Annotated in this window: 18 protein-coding genes; 10 read left to right on the top strand and 8 right to left on the bottom strand. The window is 58.0% G+C overall.

The features are described 5' to 3' along the window. Window positions 1-55 precede the first annotated feature (55 nt). Window positions 56-490 (bottom strand): YhcB family protein, encoded by a 435-nt coding sequence (locus tag GHO42_RS08765; RefSeq protein WP_016779504.1) that lies wholly within the window; start codon window positions 488-490, stop codon window positions 56-58. Window positions 491-629: 139 nt separating this feature from the next. On the opposite strand from GHO42_RS08765, the gene GHO42_RS08770 reads away from it, so the two are divergent. The 3 genes from GHO42_RS08770 (at window position 630) to zapE (ending at window position 3,831) form a co-directional block, all read left to right on the top strand. Next, a complete protein-coding gene (locus GHO42_RS08770) occupies window positions 630-1,265 on the top strand; it encodes an alpha/beta hydrolase (protein WP_095001553.1) in 636 nt (211 codons plus the stop codon). 24 nt (window positions 1,266-1,289) lie between these two features. Further along, entirely contained in the window at window positions 1,290-2,645 is a 1,356-nt protein-coding gene (locus GHO42_RS08775; protein WP_153328715.1) for a tryptophan--tRNA ligase, read from the top strand. 91 nt (window positions 2,646-2,736) lie between these two features. Then, window positions 2,737-3,831: a cell division protein ZapE gene (gene zapE, locus GHO42_RS08780; protein ID WP_095001551.1), complete on the top strand. Its 1,095-nt coding sequence runs from the start codon at window positions 2,737-2,739 to the stop codon at window positions 3,829-3,831. 42 nt (window positions 3,832-3,873) lie between these two features. On the opposite strand, the gene GHO42_RS08785 is transcribed toward zapE, so the two are convergent. The 3 genes from GHO42_RS08785 to GHO42_RS08795 form a co-directional block, all read right to left on the bottom strand. Continuing rightward, window positions 3,874-4,896, bottom strand: a complete 1,023-nt coding sequence (locus tag GHO42_RS08785) for an asparaginase (protein ID WP_095001550.1) — start codon at window positions 4,894-4,896, stop codon at window positions 3,874-3,876. Window positions 4,897-5,031: 135 nt separating this feature from the next. Further along, on the bottom strand, window positions 5,032-5,967 hold the full coding sequence (locus tag GHO42_RS08790; protein ID WP_169916835.1) for a GlxA family transcriptional regulator: 936 nt from the start codon (window positions 5,965-5,967) through the stop codon (window positions 5,032-5,034). 268 nt (window positions 5,968-6,235) lie between these two features. After that, a complete protein-coding gene (locus tag GHO42_RS08795; RefSeq protein ID WP_095020340.1) occupies window positions 6,236-7,276 on the bottom strand; it encodes an NADP(H)-dependent aldo-keto reductase in 1,041 nt (346 codons plus the stop codon). 246 nt (window positions 7,277-7,522) lie between these two features. Here GHO42_RS08795 and rplM point away from each other — a divergent pair, with 246 nt between their 5' ends. The 7 genes from rplM (at window position 7,523) to GHO42_RS08830 (ending at window position 12,432) form a co-directional block, all read left to right on the top strand. Next, window positions 7,523-7,951 carry a 50S ribosomal protein L13 gene (gene rplM / locus GHO42_RS08800; protein WP_007917032.1) on the top strand — a complete coding sequence of 143 codons (429 nt, stop codon included), beginning with the start codon at window positions 7,523-7,525 and terminating at the stop codon, window positions 7,949-7,951. A gap of 14 nt (window positions 7,952-7,965) precedes the next feature. Next, complete coding sequence (rpsI, locus tag GHO42_RS08805; RefSeq protein ID WP_003216038.1) at window positions 7,966-8,358, top strand: 30S ribosomal protein S9; 393 nt, start codon at window positions 7,966-7,968, stop codon at window positions 8,356-8,358. A 255-nt stretch (window positions 8,359-8,613) separates the two neighbouring features. Beyond that, complete coding sequence (gene petA / locus GHO42_RS08810; protein WP_083369776.1) at window positions 8,614-9,207, top strand: ubiquinol-cytochrome c reductase iron-sulfur subunit; 594 nt, start codon at window positions 8,614-8,616, stop codon at window positions 9,205-9,207. Continuing rightward, entirely contained in the window at window positions 9,207-10,418 is a 1,212-nt protein-coding gene (locus tag GHO42_RS08815; RefSeq protein WP_016779512.1) for a cytochrome bc complex cytochrome b subunit, read from the top strand. The genes petA and GHO42_RS08815 overlap by 1 nt, the downstream gene beginning before the upstream one ends. After that, window positions 10,418-11,197 (top strand): cytochrome c1, encoded by a 780-nt coding sequence (locus GHO42_RS08820; protein ID WP_095020341.1) that lies wholly within the window; start codon window positions 10,418-10,420, stop codon window positions 11,195-11,197. The genes GHO42_RS08815 and GHO42_RS08820 overlap by 1 nt, the downstream gene beginning before the upstream one ends. Window positions 11,198-11,383: 186 nt before the next feature. Next, entirely contained in the window at window positions 11,384-12,001 is a 618-nt protein-coding gene (locus GHO42_RS08825) for a glutathione S-transferase N-terminal domain-containing protein (RefSeq protein WP_016779514.1), read from the top strand. Window positions 12,002-12,018: 17 nt separating this feature from the next. Next, window positions 12,019-12,432: a ClpXP protease specificity-enhancing factor gene (locus tag GHO42_RS08830; protein WP_095001547.1), complete on the top strand. Its 414-nt coding sequence runs from the start codon at window positions 12,019-12,021 to the stop codon at window positions 12,430-12,432. 53 nt (window positions 12,433-12,485) lie between these two features. Here GHO42_RS08830 and GHO42_RS08835 read toward each other — a convergent pair whose 3' ends face one another. The 4 genes from GHO42_RS08835 to GHO42_RS08850 all read right to left on the bottom strand — a co-directional run. Further along, a complete protein-coding gene (locus GHO42_RS08835; RefSeq protein WP_095001546.1) occupies window positions 12,486-13,067 on the bottom strand; it encodes a BON domain-containing protein in 582 nt (193 codons plus the stop codon). Continuing rightward, a complete protein-coding gene (locus GHO42_RS08840; protein ID WP_095001545.1) occupies window positions 13,064-13,657 on the bottom strand; it encodes a phosphoheptose isomerase in 594 nt (197 codons plus the stop codon). The genes GHO42_RS08835 and GHO42_RS08840 overlap by 4 nt, the downstream gene beginning before the upstream one ends. A 134-nt stretch (window positions 13,658-13,791) precedes the next feature. Further along, a complete protein-coding gene (locus tag GHO42_RS08845) occupies window positions 13,792-14,157 on the bottom strand; it encodes a YraN family protein (RefSeq protein ID WP_095001544.1) in 366 nt (121 codons plus the stop codon). Further along, a partial coding sequence (locus GHO42_RS08850; RefSeq protein ID WP_153384146.1) for a penicillin-binding protein activator occupies window positions 14,157-15,490 on the bottom strand: 1,334 nt, incomplete at its 5' end. The genes GHO42_RS08845 and GHO42_RS08850, both read right to left, overlap by 1 nt.

The following is a 15,490-nucleotide window of genomic DNA, read 5'->3' on the forward strand; positions in this document are numbered from 1 at the left end:
GCCCCGCGATCCTTGCAGATCGCGGGGCTTTTTATTGGGCATCCGGCTGGGGAAATTACTTCTTCAGGCCGTAATGCTCATCCAGCATGCCAGGACCGTTCGGGCTTTTTGGTGCGTAGTCCAATGGCGGCTCGGTGCTGTGCGGCGGGGTGATGCGCTCGCGATGCGGTTGTGGCACATCCGGGTGCAGGGCAGCCAGCAGGCGTTGGCGAGTCTGCTCGTCCAGGGCCAAACGGTTGGCGCCCTCGGCGAGGTGTTCTTGCACGTCCTGATAGCTCTGTGTGAGTTTCTTCACCAGGTTGGCGGTGGTGTTGAAGTGGGTAACCACTTCACTTTGGTAACTGTCAAAACGTTCCTGGATGTCGTCCAGCTGACGCTGCGTGCGGTTAGGCACGGCATTGGGCAGCAGACGAGCAACCAGAAAACCAATGGCGACACCGGCAACCAGGGCGAGAGTCGGCAACAACCAAATCAAGAGCGAGTGTTCCACGAGTCCTTCCTCTATAAACGGCTTTGCTTTACGTTAACGGCTCGGACCTGCGCTGTATACCGCGATGCACTCGCAAATATGTCAGACAGAATCTATCAGCTAGACGAGTCGACCCAATCTGAGGTCACGGAGTTCCCTCTTGCTTACCCGCGAAACCCCTGTAGTAATTGCTGGCCCGGTCGGCCAACTGGAAGCCTTGTACCTTGATTGTGCTGAGCCAAAGGGCCTTGCGCTGCTGTGCCATCCCAATCCGGTACAGGGCGGCACCATGATGAATAAAGTGGTTTCGACCTTGCAACGCACTGCCCGCGATGCTGGCCTGATTACCTTGCGATTTAATTACCGCGGCACCGGCGCCAGTGAAGGCAGCCACGATATGGGCACCGGCGAAGTCGACGATGCCTTTGCAGCAGCCCGGTGGTTGCGCGCCAGACACCCTGACTTGCCGATCACCCTGTTCGGTTTTTCGTTTGGTGGTTTTGTTGCCGCCAGCCTGGGTGGTCGCCTTGAAGCCCAGGGCGAAAAGCTTGAGCGCGTGTTTATGATCGCCCCTGCGGTGATGCGTTTGCGTGACGAAGATGCCTTGCCACATAACTGCCCGCTGACCGTTATCCAGCCTGAAACCGACGAAGTGATCGACCCGCAGCTGGTCTATAACTGGTCAAACGACCTGTCGCGCCCCCATGAGCTGCTGAAAGTGGCAGAATGCGGACACTTTTTTCACGGCAAGCTGCCCGAGCTCAAAGAGTTGGTAGCGCCACGCCTTTCGAATTGATTGCAGCCTGATAAGCGATTACCCATGACCTCTCGTACTCGTATCCTCACCGGCATCACCACCACCGGTACGCCGCACCTGGGCAACTACGCCGGGGCCATCCGCCCTGCGATCGTGGCCAGCCGCGACCCCAACGCCGATTCGTTTTACTTCCTGGCTGACTACCATGCCCTGATCAAGTGCGATGACCCGCTGCGCATCCAGCGTTCGCGTCAGGAAATCGCTGCAACCTGGCTGGCGGCCGGCCTTGATGTCGAGCGTGTGACCTTCTACCGTCAGTCCGATATTCCGGAAATCCCCGAGCTGACCTGGCTGCTGACCTGCGTAGCGGCCAAGGGCCTGCTCAATCGGGCCCATGCCTACAAGGCCTCGGTAGACAAGAACCTGGAAAACGGCGAAGACCCGGATGCGGGCATCACCATGGGCCTGTACAGCTACCCGGTGCTGATGGCTGCGGACATTCTGATGTTCAATGCCAACAAGGTGCCTGTGGGGCGTGACCAGATCCAGCACGTTGAAATGGCCCGTGACATTGGCCAGCGCTTCAACCACCTGTTCGGCAATGGCAAAGAGTTTTTCGCCATGCCCGAAGCGCTGATCGAAGAAAGCGTGGCCACTTTGCCGGGTCTGGACGGTCGCAAGATGTCCAAGAGCTATGACAACACCATTCCGTTGTTCAGCAGCGCCAAGGACATGAAAAGCGCGATTTCGCGCATCGTTACCGACTCCCGTGCACCGGGCGAGGCGAAGGATCCGGACAACTCGCACCTGTTCACCCTGTACCAGGCATTCTCCACGCCTGAGCAGTCGGTTGAGTTCCGCAGCGAGCTGTTGCAGGGCCTGGGCTGGGGCGAAGCGAAAGAGCGCCTGTTCAAGCTGCTGGACGCCGAGCTGGGCGAGTCCCGCGAGCGTTACCACGACTTGATGTCGCGTCCTGATGATATGGAAGACATCCTGCTGGCTGGCGCCCAAAAAGCTCGCAAGATCGCAGCGCCTTTCCTTGTCGAATTGCGTGAAGCCGTTGGCTTGCGCTCGTTTGTCAGTGCCGCGCAAACCACTGCTGCGAGCAAAAAGAAAGCCGCCAAGGGCCCGCGCTTTGTCAGCTTCCGCGACGAAGACGGCAGCTTCCGTTTCCGCCTGCTGGCCGCTGCTGGCGAACAATTGCTGCTGTCGCACAGCTTTGCCGACGGTAAAACCGCCGGTCAGGTGACCAAGCAGCTGCAATCCGGCGAGCCTCTGGATGTGCGCAGTGACGCGTTGAGCTTCAGTGTCTGGCTGGGCGACACCTGCGTGGCTGACAGTCCGGTATTTGCCGATGCCACAGCCAGAGATGAGGCAATCGAAGCGTTGCGCCTTGCGCTGGTACCCGTTCAAGACTGAGAAAGTGCGACGTTTCGTCTCAGGTTTGATTGCCATTCCCAAGGGTCGTCGCTACAGTGTCGGCCCGTTTTTGTTGCCTTGCTAACGAATTATGACGCCTCTAGAACGATATCAAGCAGATCTGAAACGCCCGGACTTCTTCCACGATGCCGCGCAGGAAAACGCTGTGCGCCATTTGCAGCGCCTGTACGACGACCTGGTCGCTTCCTCGCAGAGCAAGCCGGGCCTTTTCGGCAAGCTGTTCGGCAAAAAGGAGCAGACGCCGGTCAAGGGCCTCTACTTCTGGGGCGGTGTAGGCCGTGGCAAGACATATCTGGTCGATACGTTTTTCGATGCCCTGCCGTTCAAGGAGAAGGTGCGTACCCACTTCCACCGCTTCATGAAGCGCGTGCATGAAGAAATGCGCACCCTCAATGGCGAAAAGAACCCGCTGACCATTATCGCCAAGCGTTTTTCTGACGAGGCGCGGGTGATCTGCTTTGATGAATTCTTTGTGTCGGACATTACCGACGCCATGATTCTCGGCACCTTGATGGAAGAACTGTTCAAAAACGGTGTCACCCTGGTGGCTACGTCGAACATTGTGCCTGACGGTTTGTACAAGGACGGCTTGCAGCGTGCGCGCTTCTTGCCCGCCATTGCGCTGATCAAGCAGAACACCGAAATCGTCAACGTCGACAGCGGCGTCGACTATCGCTTGCGTCACCTTGAGCAGGCCGAACTGTTTCACTTTCCGTTGAACGAAGAGTCCGAGAAGAGCTTGAGAGAAAGCTTCAAGGCGCTGACTCACAACTCCAACAGGGCGATCGAAAACGATGATCTGATCATCGAGAACCGCACCATCCGTGCCTTGCGTACCTGTGATGATGTGGCCTGGTTCGAGTTTCGCGAGTTGTGCGACGGCCCGCGCAGCCAGAATGATTACATCGAGCTTGGCAAGATCTTCAACGCTGTAATCCTCAGCGGTGTAGAGCAGATGGAAGTGAAAACGGACGACATCGCCCGACGCTTTATCAACATGGTCGATGAGTTTTACGACCGCAACGTCAAGCTGATCATCTCGGCTGAAGTCGAGCTGAAAGACCTTTACAAGGGCGGGCGCCTGAACTTCGAGTTCCAGCGTACCCTCAGCCGTTTGCTGGAAATGCAGTCCCATGAATATCTGACGCGGGCGCACAAACCCTAGTCAAAAAAACGGCCTGCATTGCAGGCCTTTTTTATGCCCGCCTCAGGCCTCGGCGGCCTTGAACCCCAGGCGCTGCACGTACTTGGCAATGTCGCGGGCATGCCCGCAACCTATCAGCAGCCATATCAGGATCCGCGCCTTGTACGGGCAGAGAAACCCGCACATCAGCGCGCCGCGGTCGATCAGGTCCATCTCGCTGCCGATAAACCCGTAAGACGCTTCGGCGGTGGGGCCTGAACCTGTTCGTGACGCCACCAGAACCGGAATTTCCGTGGTGACCTGTTCGATCAGGTCGACCCATTCGACACTGACATGCCCGGCCCCGAAAGCACTGACCACCAGCGCGTCATACCCCAGGGCCAGCACATGCTCCAGCAGTACCGTGTCGGCAGACAGTGTTGCTGGCAGCAATGCGACCTTGTGATGAATGCTGCGGGGCATGGGCAGGACAGTGCGTGCGCAGGCTTTGCGCAGATAAAGCACGCGATTTTCGAGCATTAGCCCGGCAGGGCCGAAAAACGGCGAGTTGAAGGCGTCCAGCGTTATTGATGAGCATTTGCGCACATGCAGCGGCTGGTGAATCTGGCCGTTCATTACCACTAGAACGCCTCGCTTGCGGCTCTGTGTATCGAGCGCAACCCTGGAGGCATCCAGCAGATTGGCGGGGCCATCTGCGCCGGGATGATCGCTGGGGTGCATGGCGCCGGTCAGCACAAGTGGCACATCGGCATCCCATAACAGGTCAAGGAAGAATGCAGTTTCTTCCAGGGTGTCGGTGCCTTGGGTGATGACGATGCCCAGCGCGCCCAGCTTCACTTGCTCCTGGGCCCAGATCAGCACTTCAAGCAGCAGATTGAAATCCAGGGAGGCGCTGGGAACCAGGCACAGGGTCTCGATATGAACGTCCAGCCCTTCGTGCAGCTGCGAAATGCCGTCAAGCAGTGCTTCGCCAGTGATCACGGGTTGTGCGCCTGAGCCGGGCTGTGTTGTGCGCATGCTCACGGTGCCACCCAGGGCTCCTATGGAAAGGATGGGCAGGGAGTTGTGATTGAGTCTTTGCGCCATGCTGCGTACCTCCGCCAGTGGCCGGTGAAGCCTCTTCTTGTGAGTGCCCCTGGTTGGAGGGCATTTCATCAGAGGCTTTTTGGGCTGGCGGAGAAATCAGATTGTTCCGCTTGGTGTGTAGTACAACGCTTAGATTTAAGCGACCTGATTGAGGCCTGCATGCAGGAACTGCTGACGATACTGGTTTGGTGAAAGCTCTGTGTGTTGGCGAAACAGACGCGCGAAGAAGCTTGCGTCGTCGTAGCCCACGTCATAGCTGATGGTCTTGATGCTTTTGCGGGTGGCCGAGAGCAGGCCCTTGGCGGTTTCTATGCGCAGGCGTTGCAGGTAGTGCAAGGGTTTGTCGCCGGTGGCCAGCTGAAAGCGGCGCATGAAGTTGCGGATGCTCATGCCGTGATCGCGGGCGACATCTTCAAAGCGGAACTTGTCGGCGAAGTGCTCTTCGAGCCAATGCTGGATTTGCAGGATGATCACGTCCTGGTGCAGCTTCTGGCCGCCAAAGCCGATGCGCCCCGGGGTGTAATTGCGCTGTACTTCGTAAAGGATGTCGCGGGCGACGGCCTGGGCGATATTGGCGCCGCAAAAACGCTCGATCATGTAAATGTAGAGGTCGCAGGCTGAGGTAGGCCCGCCGGCGCAATAGAGGTTGTCGGCGTCGGTAAGGTGTTTGTCCTGGTTGAGGTGCACCAGGGGGTAGCGCCGGGCAAAGGTGTCGAAGAAACGCCAGTAGGTGGTGGCCTCTTTGCCATCGAGCAGCCCGGCTTCAGCGAGCCAGAAGACTCCGGTGGCTTCAGCGCACAGGACAGCGCCACGGGCATGCTGTTCGCGCAGCCAGGGCAGTACTTGCGGATAGCGCTGGCAGAGGGTGTCGAAATCGTCACCGAAGGCCGGCAGGATAATGATGTCGCTATCCTCCAGGCCGCCGTCCACAGGGAGCACCACATTGCTGAAGCTGGTGGCCGGTTTGCCGTCGGGGCTGACCAGGCGTGTCTCGAAAGTGGGGGTCAGGCCTTGTCCCAGCTGCTTGCCGTGACGCAGGCTGGCGAGGTGAAAGAAATCCTTGGCATGCATCAGGGTCGACGCGAAAACCCGATCGATGGCCAAAATGCTGACACGCCGCAGCGGCGTGGAGAGTTGATTAGACATAGACATATTTTGATTATTCTTATAGGTGAAATTGGTCAACTTACGGCTGGATCGTCTTATGTTTTTTCCTGTGTGTCCAGAGGTTGCTGCTTTTGTAGCCGCGGGCTTGCTCGCGATGGCATCCATGGGGTTTCTCTGAAACACCGCGTCGCCTGCATCGCGAGCAAGCCCGCTCCCGCAAGGGGGCGGTGGGTCAAGGTGCCGGGTTTGGCTGGTCCTTGTGGATGGCGTCGATACCGGCCAGCACCTCATCCGACAGTTTCAGGTCGAAGCTGGCGATATTGCTTTCGAGTTGCTCCATGGTCGTGGCACCAATGATATTGCTGGTGACGAACGGTTGTCGGGTGACGAAGGCCAGGGCCATTTGCGCAGGGTCCAGGCCATGTTCGCGGGCCAGTGCCACATAACGCTCGCTGGCAGCCACGGCCTGCGGGTTTGAATAGCGCGAGAAGCGGCTGTAGAGGGTCAGGCGGCCTTTTGGTGGTTGGGCGCCGCCACCGTACTTGCCCGAGAGCATGCCGAACGCCAGGGGCGAGTAGGCGAGCAGGCCGCATTGTTCGCGAATGGCGATTTCCGCCAGGCCCACTTCAAAGCTGCGGTTGAGCAGGCTGTAGGGGTTCTGGATCGATACGGCGCGCGGCCAGCCGCGACTTTCGGCCAGTTGCAGGAACTTCATGGTGGCCCACGGCGTTTCATTGGACAGGCCGATGTGACGGATCTTGCCGGCCCTGACCTGCTCGTCGAGTGCCTCGAGAGTGTCTTCCAGCGGGGTGAAGTCTTCGTCGGCGTTGTGGGTGTAACCCAACTGGCCGAAGAAGTTGGTGCTGCGCTCGGGCCAGTGCAACTGGTAGAGGTCGATCCAGTCGGTTTGCAGGCGCTTGAGGCTGGCGTCCAGGGCTTGCACGATATGGCTGCGGTTGTGCTTGAGGTGGCCGTCACGGATGTAGTCGATGCCGTTGCCGGGGCCGGCGATCTTGCTCGCCAGCACCCAGTCGGCACGATCACCGCGTTCCTTGAACCAGTTACCGATAAAACGCTCGGTGGTGGCGTAGGTTTCGGCCTTGGGTGGCACCGGGTACATTTCGGCGGTATCGATAAAGTTGATGCCGGCATTTTTGGCGCAGGCGATCTGCTCAAAGGCTTCGGCCTGGGTGTTCTGTTCACCCCAGGTCATGGTCCCGAGGGCGATTGCGCTTACTTTCAGATCGGTACGGCCAAGCTTTCGGTAGTCCATCGGGTGCTCCTTCGGGTAAACAAACATAAAAGCAGGTTGTAATTTTTTGCGCAATCTGGATAATTGCCCACCTCTTTCTGCAGTGGAAGTGATGCGCCGCCTGCCGAAGAATCTTGCCGTTGAACGGACGCGCTGACCCGAGCCCCCGATAGCGTCTGTATCCGGCTGCCTTTGACTTGTCAAAGTACGCACTATTCAGTAAGATCCGCCGTCTAATTTACAGGGCGGCCCCTGAGGCTATAAAGAATGAAAACTTTTACTGCTAAACCAGAAACAGTAAAGCGCGACTGGTTTGTCGTCGACGCTGCTGGTCAGACCCTGGGTCGTCTGGCCACCGAGATCGCGAGCCGTCTGCGTGGCAAGCACAAGCCGGAATACACTCCGCACGTTGACACCGGTGACTACATCGTTGTTATCAACGCTGAGCAAATCCGTGTTACTGGTGCTAAAACCACTGACAAGATGTACTACTCTCACTCCGGTTTCCCGGGCGGGATTAAGTCGATCAACTTCGAAAAGCTGATCGCCAAAGCTCCTGAGCGCGTGATCGAGACCGCGGTTAAAGGCATGCTGCCTAAAAACCCACTGGGTCGCGACATGTACCGTAAGCTGAAAGTCTATGCGGGCGCTGCTCACCCTCATACTGCTCAGCAGCCCCAAGAACTGAAGTTTTAACGGAATAGTTCATTATGTCGGCGACTCAAAACTACGGCACTGGCCGTCGTAAAACCGCAACCGCTCGCGTTTTCCTGCGTCCGGGTACCGGTAACATCTCCATCAACAACCGCACTCTGGAGAATTTCTTCGGTCGCGAAACTGCCCGCATGGTAGTTCGTCAGCCGTTGGAACTGACTGAGACTGTCGAGAAATTCGACATCTACGTCACCGTGATCGGTGGTGGTGTAAGTGGTCAAGCTGGCGCAATCCGCCACGGTATCACTCGCGCACTGATGCAGTATGACGAAACCCTGCGTGGCGCTCTGCGCAAAGCTGGCTTCGTTACTCGCGATGCTCGTGAAGTTGAACGTAAGAAAGTCGGTCTGCGTAAAGCGCGTAAGCGTCCGCAGTACTCGAAGCGTTAATTCGCAGCTTCGTTCAAAAAAGCCCAGCCTCCTTCGGGAGCTGGGCTTTTTTTATGGGCGATGATTTAGCGGTGTGACAACTTGCCACATCCAGCAAACGCCTATACTACAAGGCCTGTAGCCGCCCCAGAGCGGTAATTACCTTGTAAGACTAGGGGCTTTTCATTACCATTCTGCAAAATTTTTATAAGTAATAGATGCATATTTAGTAGATGCCTGATTTAACAGGCCACAAAGCTGATGGGAGAGGACTGAATGAGCAATGACGGCGTAAATGTCGGCCGGCGTCGCTTCCTCGTAGCAGCCACATCCGTGGTGGGTGCTGCAGGAGCGGTGGGGGCGGCGGTCCCGTTCGTGGGGTCGTGGTTTCCCAGTGCCAAGGCGAAAGCCGCTGGCGCACCGGTGAAAGTGAATATTGCAAAGGTTGAGCCAGGTCAGCAAATGATTGCTGAATGGCGTGGCCAGCCGGTATTCATCGTACGTCGCACCGAGGAAATCCTGGCAAATCTGAAGAAGATTGAAGGGCAGCTTGCTGACCCGGATTCCAAGCAATCTGATCAGCCTGCTTATGTAAATCCGGAGCTGCGGTCGATCAAGCCAGAAATTCTGTTGTTGATCGGTATTTGCACCCACTTGGGTTGCTCGCCTACGTTCCGTCCCGAGGTCGCGCCGGTTGATCTTGGCAAGGACTGGGTAGGCGGCTATTTCTGCCCTTGTCATGGTTCGCACTATGATCTGGCCGGCCGCGTGTACAAGGCCCAGCCAGCGCCGCTGAACCTGCCAGTGCCGCCGTACTACTATGAGACGGACAACATTGTCGTCGTTGGCCTCGATGGGGAGAACGCGTAATGAGCAAGTTCATGGATTGGGTAGATGCCCGCTTCCCCGCCACCAAAATGTGGGAAGACCACCTCAGCAAGTATTACGCTCCGAAGAACTTCAACTTCTTCTATTTCTTTGGTTCTCTCGCACTGCTCGTTCTGGTCAACCAGATCGTTACCGGTGTGTGGCTGACCATGAGCTACACGCCATCGGCAGAAGAGGCGTTTGCTTCTGTCGAATACATCATGCGTGACGTCGAATACGGTTCAATCCTGCGCTTGCTGCACTCTACCGGTGCATCGGCGTTCTTTATCGTCGTCTACCTGCACATGTTCCGCGGCCTGCTCTACGGCTCTTACCAGAAGCCCCGTGAGCTGGTCTGGCTGTTCGGCATGATGATTTATCTGGCCCTGATGGCTGAAGCCTTTATGGGTTACCTGTTGCCTTGGGGGCAAATGTCCTACTGGGGCGCCCAGGTGATCATTTCGCTGTTCGGTGCGATCCCGGTTATCGGTAACGACCTGACCCAGTGGATTCGTGGTGACTACCTGATCTCCGGTATTACCCTCAACCGCTTCTTTGCCCTTCACGTCGTGGCCTTGCCTATCGTAATCCTGGGCCTGGTGGTGCTGCACATTCTTGCCCTGCACGAAGTTGGCTCCAACAACCCGGACGGCGTGGATATCAAGAAACACAAAGACGAAAACGGCATACCGCTGGATGGCATTCCCTTCCACCCGTACTACACCGTGAAAGATATCGTCGGCGTAGTGGTATTCCTGTTTATCTTCTGCTCGATTGTGTTCTTCTTCCCGGAAATGGGTGGTTACTTCCTGGAAAAACCGAACTTTGAACAGGCTAACGCCTTTAAAACGCCGGAACACATTGCCCCTGTCTGGTACTTCACGCCGTTCTACGCGATCTTGCGTGCCATCCCGGACAAGCTGCTTGGCGTGATTGCCATGGGCGCCGCGATTGCCGTGCTGTTCGTGTTGCCGTGGCTTGACCGCAGTCCGGTCAAATCCATGCGCTACAAAGGCTGGATGAGCAAGGTATGGCTGTGGGTGTTCTGCATCTCCTTCGTGATTCTGGGTGTGCTGGGTGTCTTGGCTCCTACCCCGGGCCGCACGCTGCTGTCGCAGGTGTGTACGTTCCTGTACTTCGCCTACTTCATTCTGATGCCGTTCTACACCAGGCTTGAGAAGACCAAACCGGTTCCGGAAAGGGTGACTGGCTGATGAAAAAGCTATTTGCTGTATTGATGTTCGCGGTAATGCCTGTGTTCTCCTTTGCGGCAGAGCAAGGCGTGCAGCTCGACAAGGTCGACATCGATGTTTCTGACAAGGCGGCCCTGCAGGATGGTGCGCGTACGTTCGCCAACTACTGCATGGGTTGTCACAGTGCCAAGTTCCAGCGTTATGAGCGGGTCGCTGATGACCTGGGCATTCCCCATGAGGTCATGCTCGATAACCTGGTGTTCACCGGTGCCAAGATTGGCGACCACATGAACATCGGCATGCAGCCCAACGATGCCAAGGCCTGGTTCGGTGCTGCACCGCCTGACCTTACACTGGTGGCCCGTGTGCGTGGCACAGACTGGCTGTACAGCTACCTGCGTGCCTTTTACGAAGACCCGTCGCGCCCTTGGGGTGTGAACAACAAAGTGTTCCCGAACGTGGGCATGCCCAACGTGCTGGCACCGTTGCAGGGTCGTCAGGTTATCGGTTGCAAGCAAGTACAGATCGTCGAAGACGGCAAGAAGCAGTATGATCCGCTCACCGGCACGCCTTTGACCCATGAAGCGTGCGACCAGCTGACAGTGCTGCCAAAAACCGGCGCCCTGACTGAAGAGCAGTTCGATGAGAAGATCAAGAACCTTGTGACCTTCCTGGCCTACTCGGCCAACCCGGTGAAGCTGGAGCATCAGCGCATCGGTACTTACGTGCTGATCTACCTGGCCTTCCTTTTTGTATTCGCTTATCTGCTCAAGCGCGAATACTGGAAAGATGTGCACTGATATAGTTACACGCAATGCTGTTAATCGTGCGCGCCCAAGGGTGTCTCTGAAAAGGTAACAGTGCAGGGCGGGTGACAGGCGGGGTCAATGACCTTGCCAGTCACCTGGCCTGTGGTTATCAGAGGCTTTCCTTGGGCGCGTTCGTTTTTCCGCTCCCGATAATTTCAACAAGCGAGGAGGACCGCCATGGGCGTGACCAATCGGTTGGCCTGTTACTCCGACCCCGCCGACCACTATTCCCACCGAGTGCGCATTGTGCTCGCAGAGAAAGGTGTCAGCGCCGAGATCATCAGTGTGGAGGCGGGCCGTCAGCCGCCGAAGCTGATCGAAGTGAACCCCTACGGCAGCCTGCCAACCCTGGTCGATCGTGACCTGGCGTTGTGGGAGTCGACTGTGGTGATGGAATATCTGGATGAGCGCTATCCGCATCCGCCGCTGTTGCCGGTGTACCCGGTGGCACGGGCCAATAGCCGCCTGCTGATTCATCGTATTCAGCGCGACTGGTGTGCGCTGGTCGACCTGATTCTTGATTCGCGGACCAAGGAGCCGGCGCGCGTGCAGGCCCGCAAGGAGTTGCGCGAGAGCCTGACGGGTGTTTCTGCATTATTTGCCGACAAACCTTTTTTCCTCAGTGATGAGCAAAGTCTGGTCGACTGCTGTCTATTGCCGATACTCTGGCGTCTGCCTGTTTTGGGTATTGAATTGCCGCGGCCAGCCAAGCCGTTGCTCGACTATATGGAGCGCCAATTTGCGCGTGAGGCTTTCCAGGCGAGTCTGTCTGGTGTCGAACGCGACATGCGCTAAAGCTTTAGGAGCCCTCGATGAATTCAAGTCGACCTTATCTGGTGCGTGCGCTCTACGAGTGGATCGTTGATAACGACTGCACTCCGCACATGCTGGTTAACTCTGACTACCCCAAGGTGCAAGTGCCTGCGGGTTTTGCCAGTGACGGGCAGATTGTCCTCAATGTTTCGCCAACCGCCGTGCGTCAATTGCACATGGACAACGAAGCAGTAAGCTTTGAAGGGCGCTTTGGTGGTGTGCCACACACCTTGTACGTGCCTATTGCAGCCATTCTGGGCGTTTACGCCCGTGAGAACGGCCAGGGCATGGTGTTTGACCTGGAAGAGCCTCTCGAGGCTGATGACGAGGTTGAGCCGGGTGATGATAGTCCGCCGCCAGGCTCCGAGCCGCCGCGACCTACAGGCCGGCCAAGCCTGAAAGTGGTGAAGTAATAAAAAAGGCGACCTGAAAAGGTCGCCTTTTTTGTGTCTGGCAGCCGTGGCCGTCAGTCGATGTACTCAAACAGTTTGACGATTTTCTGCACCCCAGAAACACCTTGCACCAGGCTGGTGGCGCGGGCGGCCTCCTGTTTGGTGACCAGGCCGAGCATGTAGACGATACCGTTCTCGGTGACGATTTTGATGCGTGAGCCAGGGATGGCGCTGTCAGTCAGCATCTGGGTCTTGATTTTGGTGGTCAGCCAGGCGTCGTTGTTACGCGCCAGGATTGACGAAGGAGCCATGACCTGCAGCTCGTTGTTGACCTTTTTCACCCGCTGGACTGAAGCTGCCGCCTGTTCGGCCTGGGCCTTGAGGTCTGCACGCGGGGTCTGGCCGGCCAGCAGCACGATACCGTTGTAGCTGGTGACGACGATGTGCGAACCGGTATCCAGATCCGGATTGGCCTTGGCCACGTTCACGGCGACCTTGGTTTCGATCAGCGAGTCATCGATTTTGCTGCCGAAGGTGCGGGTGCCGCGATCATCCTCGATAGGGGTGTCGCGGGTAGCGGTCAGTACCGAGCTGCAACCGGCGGTCAGACCAAGACACAGGGTCAGGGCTACCAGGCCTAGGCGATTTAAAGTCATTCTTCACTCCCGAACAATTGGCTGTCGATCAGATCGCACAAGCAGTGGATCGCCAGCAGGTGGACTTCTTGGATGCGTGCAGTGACGCTGGAAGGAACGCGGATCTCCACGTCCTCGGGTAGCAGCAGCGAGGCCATGCCGCCGCCATCACGGCCCGTCATTGCGACCACGATCATTTCGCGATCGTGGGCCGCCTGGATGGCCTGGATGATGTTGGCCGAGTTGCCGCTGGTGGAAATGGCCAGCAGCACGTCGCCGGGCTGGCCCAGGGCGCGGATCTGCTTGGAGAAGATTTCGTTGAAGCTGTAGTCGTTGGCGATCGAGGTGATCGTCGACGTGTCGGTGGTCAGTGCGATGGCAGGCAGGCTCGGGCGCTCGCGCTCGAAGCGGTTGAGCAGCTCGGATGAGAAGTGCTGGGCGTCGCCTGCCGACCCGCCATTGCCGCACGAGAGCATCTTGCCTTCATTGAGCAGTGCGTTAACCATCACCTGGCTGGCTTGCTCGATATGAGGGGCAAGCACTTCCATCGCCTGCTGCTTGGTGTCGATGCTGGCCTGAAAAAGCTGGCGAATCCGGGATTGCATGTCCATCTATGTGACCTTAAGTAGGGCGGCTGGTCGGGCGTGAACCAGGTGTTCCTGGGTGACTTCCCGGCACAAGAATGTGCAGCCCGCAAAGCAAAGCAAAATCGTTGAAAAAGGGAGCTGGAATCGGCCTGGCAGCGCTACTGGCTGTCAAAGGCATTCCGTAGCCAGTTCAGTCGGGGTGTTGTGCTGTCCATCGTCACCACGTCAAAGCGGCACGGGTGATTGGCCCAGCGTGTCTGTTGCTGCAAGAAATGCTGGGCGGCAAGTATCAGTTTTTGACGCTTGCGGCCGTCAATACTGGCCAGTGCGCCACCCCATTGCGCATGTTGACGGTAACGAACTTCGACGAATACTACTGTATCGCCGTCAAGCATGACCAGATCCAGCTCGCCGCGCCTGCATGCCCAGTTCTGTGCCAGCAGGCGCAAACCCTGTTGCTCAAGATGCCGCAGCGCGAGGCGCTCGGCATCCTTGCCAGTTTGCTGGCTTGAGCGTTCGGGCATCAGTTGGCGGTAGCCGGCAGGCGTTGAGGCTGGCCATTGGCGAATTCGGCCCATTGCAGTTGACGTTCTACACGTTGGGTCGGGCTCATGCTCAAGCTGCCGGACATACCGTCGATCCGGCTGTCGGGCAGGGCTTTAAGCTGGCCCAGGCTCGGTGCCAGGCGATAGGCGTCGATACCCATCGCATACAGGCGGCCCAGGCTGCCGCCTGCTTGCGGCCATTGTGCGGTCACTTGCTGGCGTAGCGGGTTGTTCGGGTCGAGGAGCCAGGGGGTCTCGCAAAAACGGATGCCGTTCATGTCGTTGTACTGGTTCTGGTCGCCGCTGGCGCTGAATACGTGGGAGGTTGCGTAAACCGGCAGATCACCTGCGTACTGGTAGTTCAGCGTGGGTTTGATCTGCTGGGCCTGCTGCGGGGTCGCGGCGAGGAACAGGAACTGCATGTCCTGGCGACGCGTTGGTTCGCTCGAGCCGCCGTTTTTGCGCAGTTGCACCAGATCGGCCACTTGCTGGGCGAGGGCTACAGGTTTGTCGATATGTTCAACGCCAACGACGGTGCCGCCATGGGCTTCCCATTCCTGGCGGAATGCCTTGAGCACGCGATCGCCCCACTCACCGACCGGGACCATGGCGCCAGCGCGGGTCAGGCCGTCGGCCCGGGCGCGGCGAGCCACTTCGCGGGCTTCGTCTTCAGCCGCCAGACCGAACTGAAACAGTTGCGCCGGGCCTTGGGTGCCCTCGCTGTAGTTCAGGGCCAGGGTGGTAATCGGCAGTTGCGGGCGGCTGTTCAGTTGCTTGACCAGGTTTTTTTCCAGTGGGCCAACCACCAGTTGCACGCCGTCGGCTTGTGCCTGGCGGAAGAACTCGTCCAGCGAGGTCAGGCGCGAGCTGTCATAGAACTGAATGCTCGGCGGGTTCTGGCCGGCTTGCTGGGCCTGATAATGTGCAGCCATAAAGCCATCACGCAGTGCTTTGCTCACCGAGGCCAGTTGGCCGTCCTGTGGCAGCAGCAGGGCGATCTTGGTCAGGGGCTGGCTGGCCAGCTCCTTGAGCTTGACCAGTGGGGTCGGCAGCTGGATAGCGGCCGGGTGGGCCGGGTTCTGTGCGCGCCATTGATCAATCGCGTTCTGTTGGTCTTGCAGGGTGCCGGCGCTTTTCACCGCCAGGGCCAGGGACATCCAGCCGCTCAGTACATCATTGCCCTGGGCGTGCAGTTGCTCGGCCGGCAAGCTGGCCACCAGTGCCCAGATAGCGTCGTTGTTGCTGTTGGCGGCATCGCCGGTCAGGTTCGGGCTCAGCGCTGCGCGTTCACGGGCGGCGGCCAGGGCCTGGC

Source organism: Pseudomonas sp. FSL R10-0056 (assembly GCF_009600105.1).
GTDB classification, from domain to species: Bacteria; Pseudomonadota; Gammaproteobacteria; order Pseudomonadales; family Pseudomonadaceae; genus Aquipseudomonas; species Aquipseudomonas bubulae.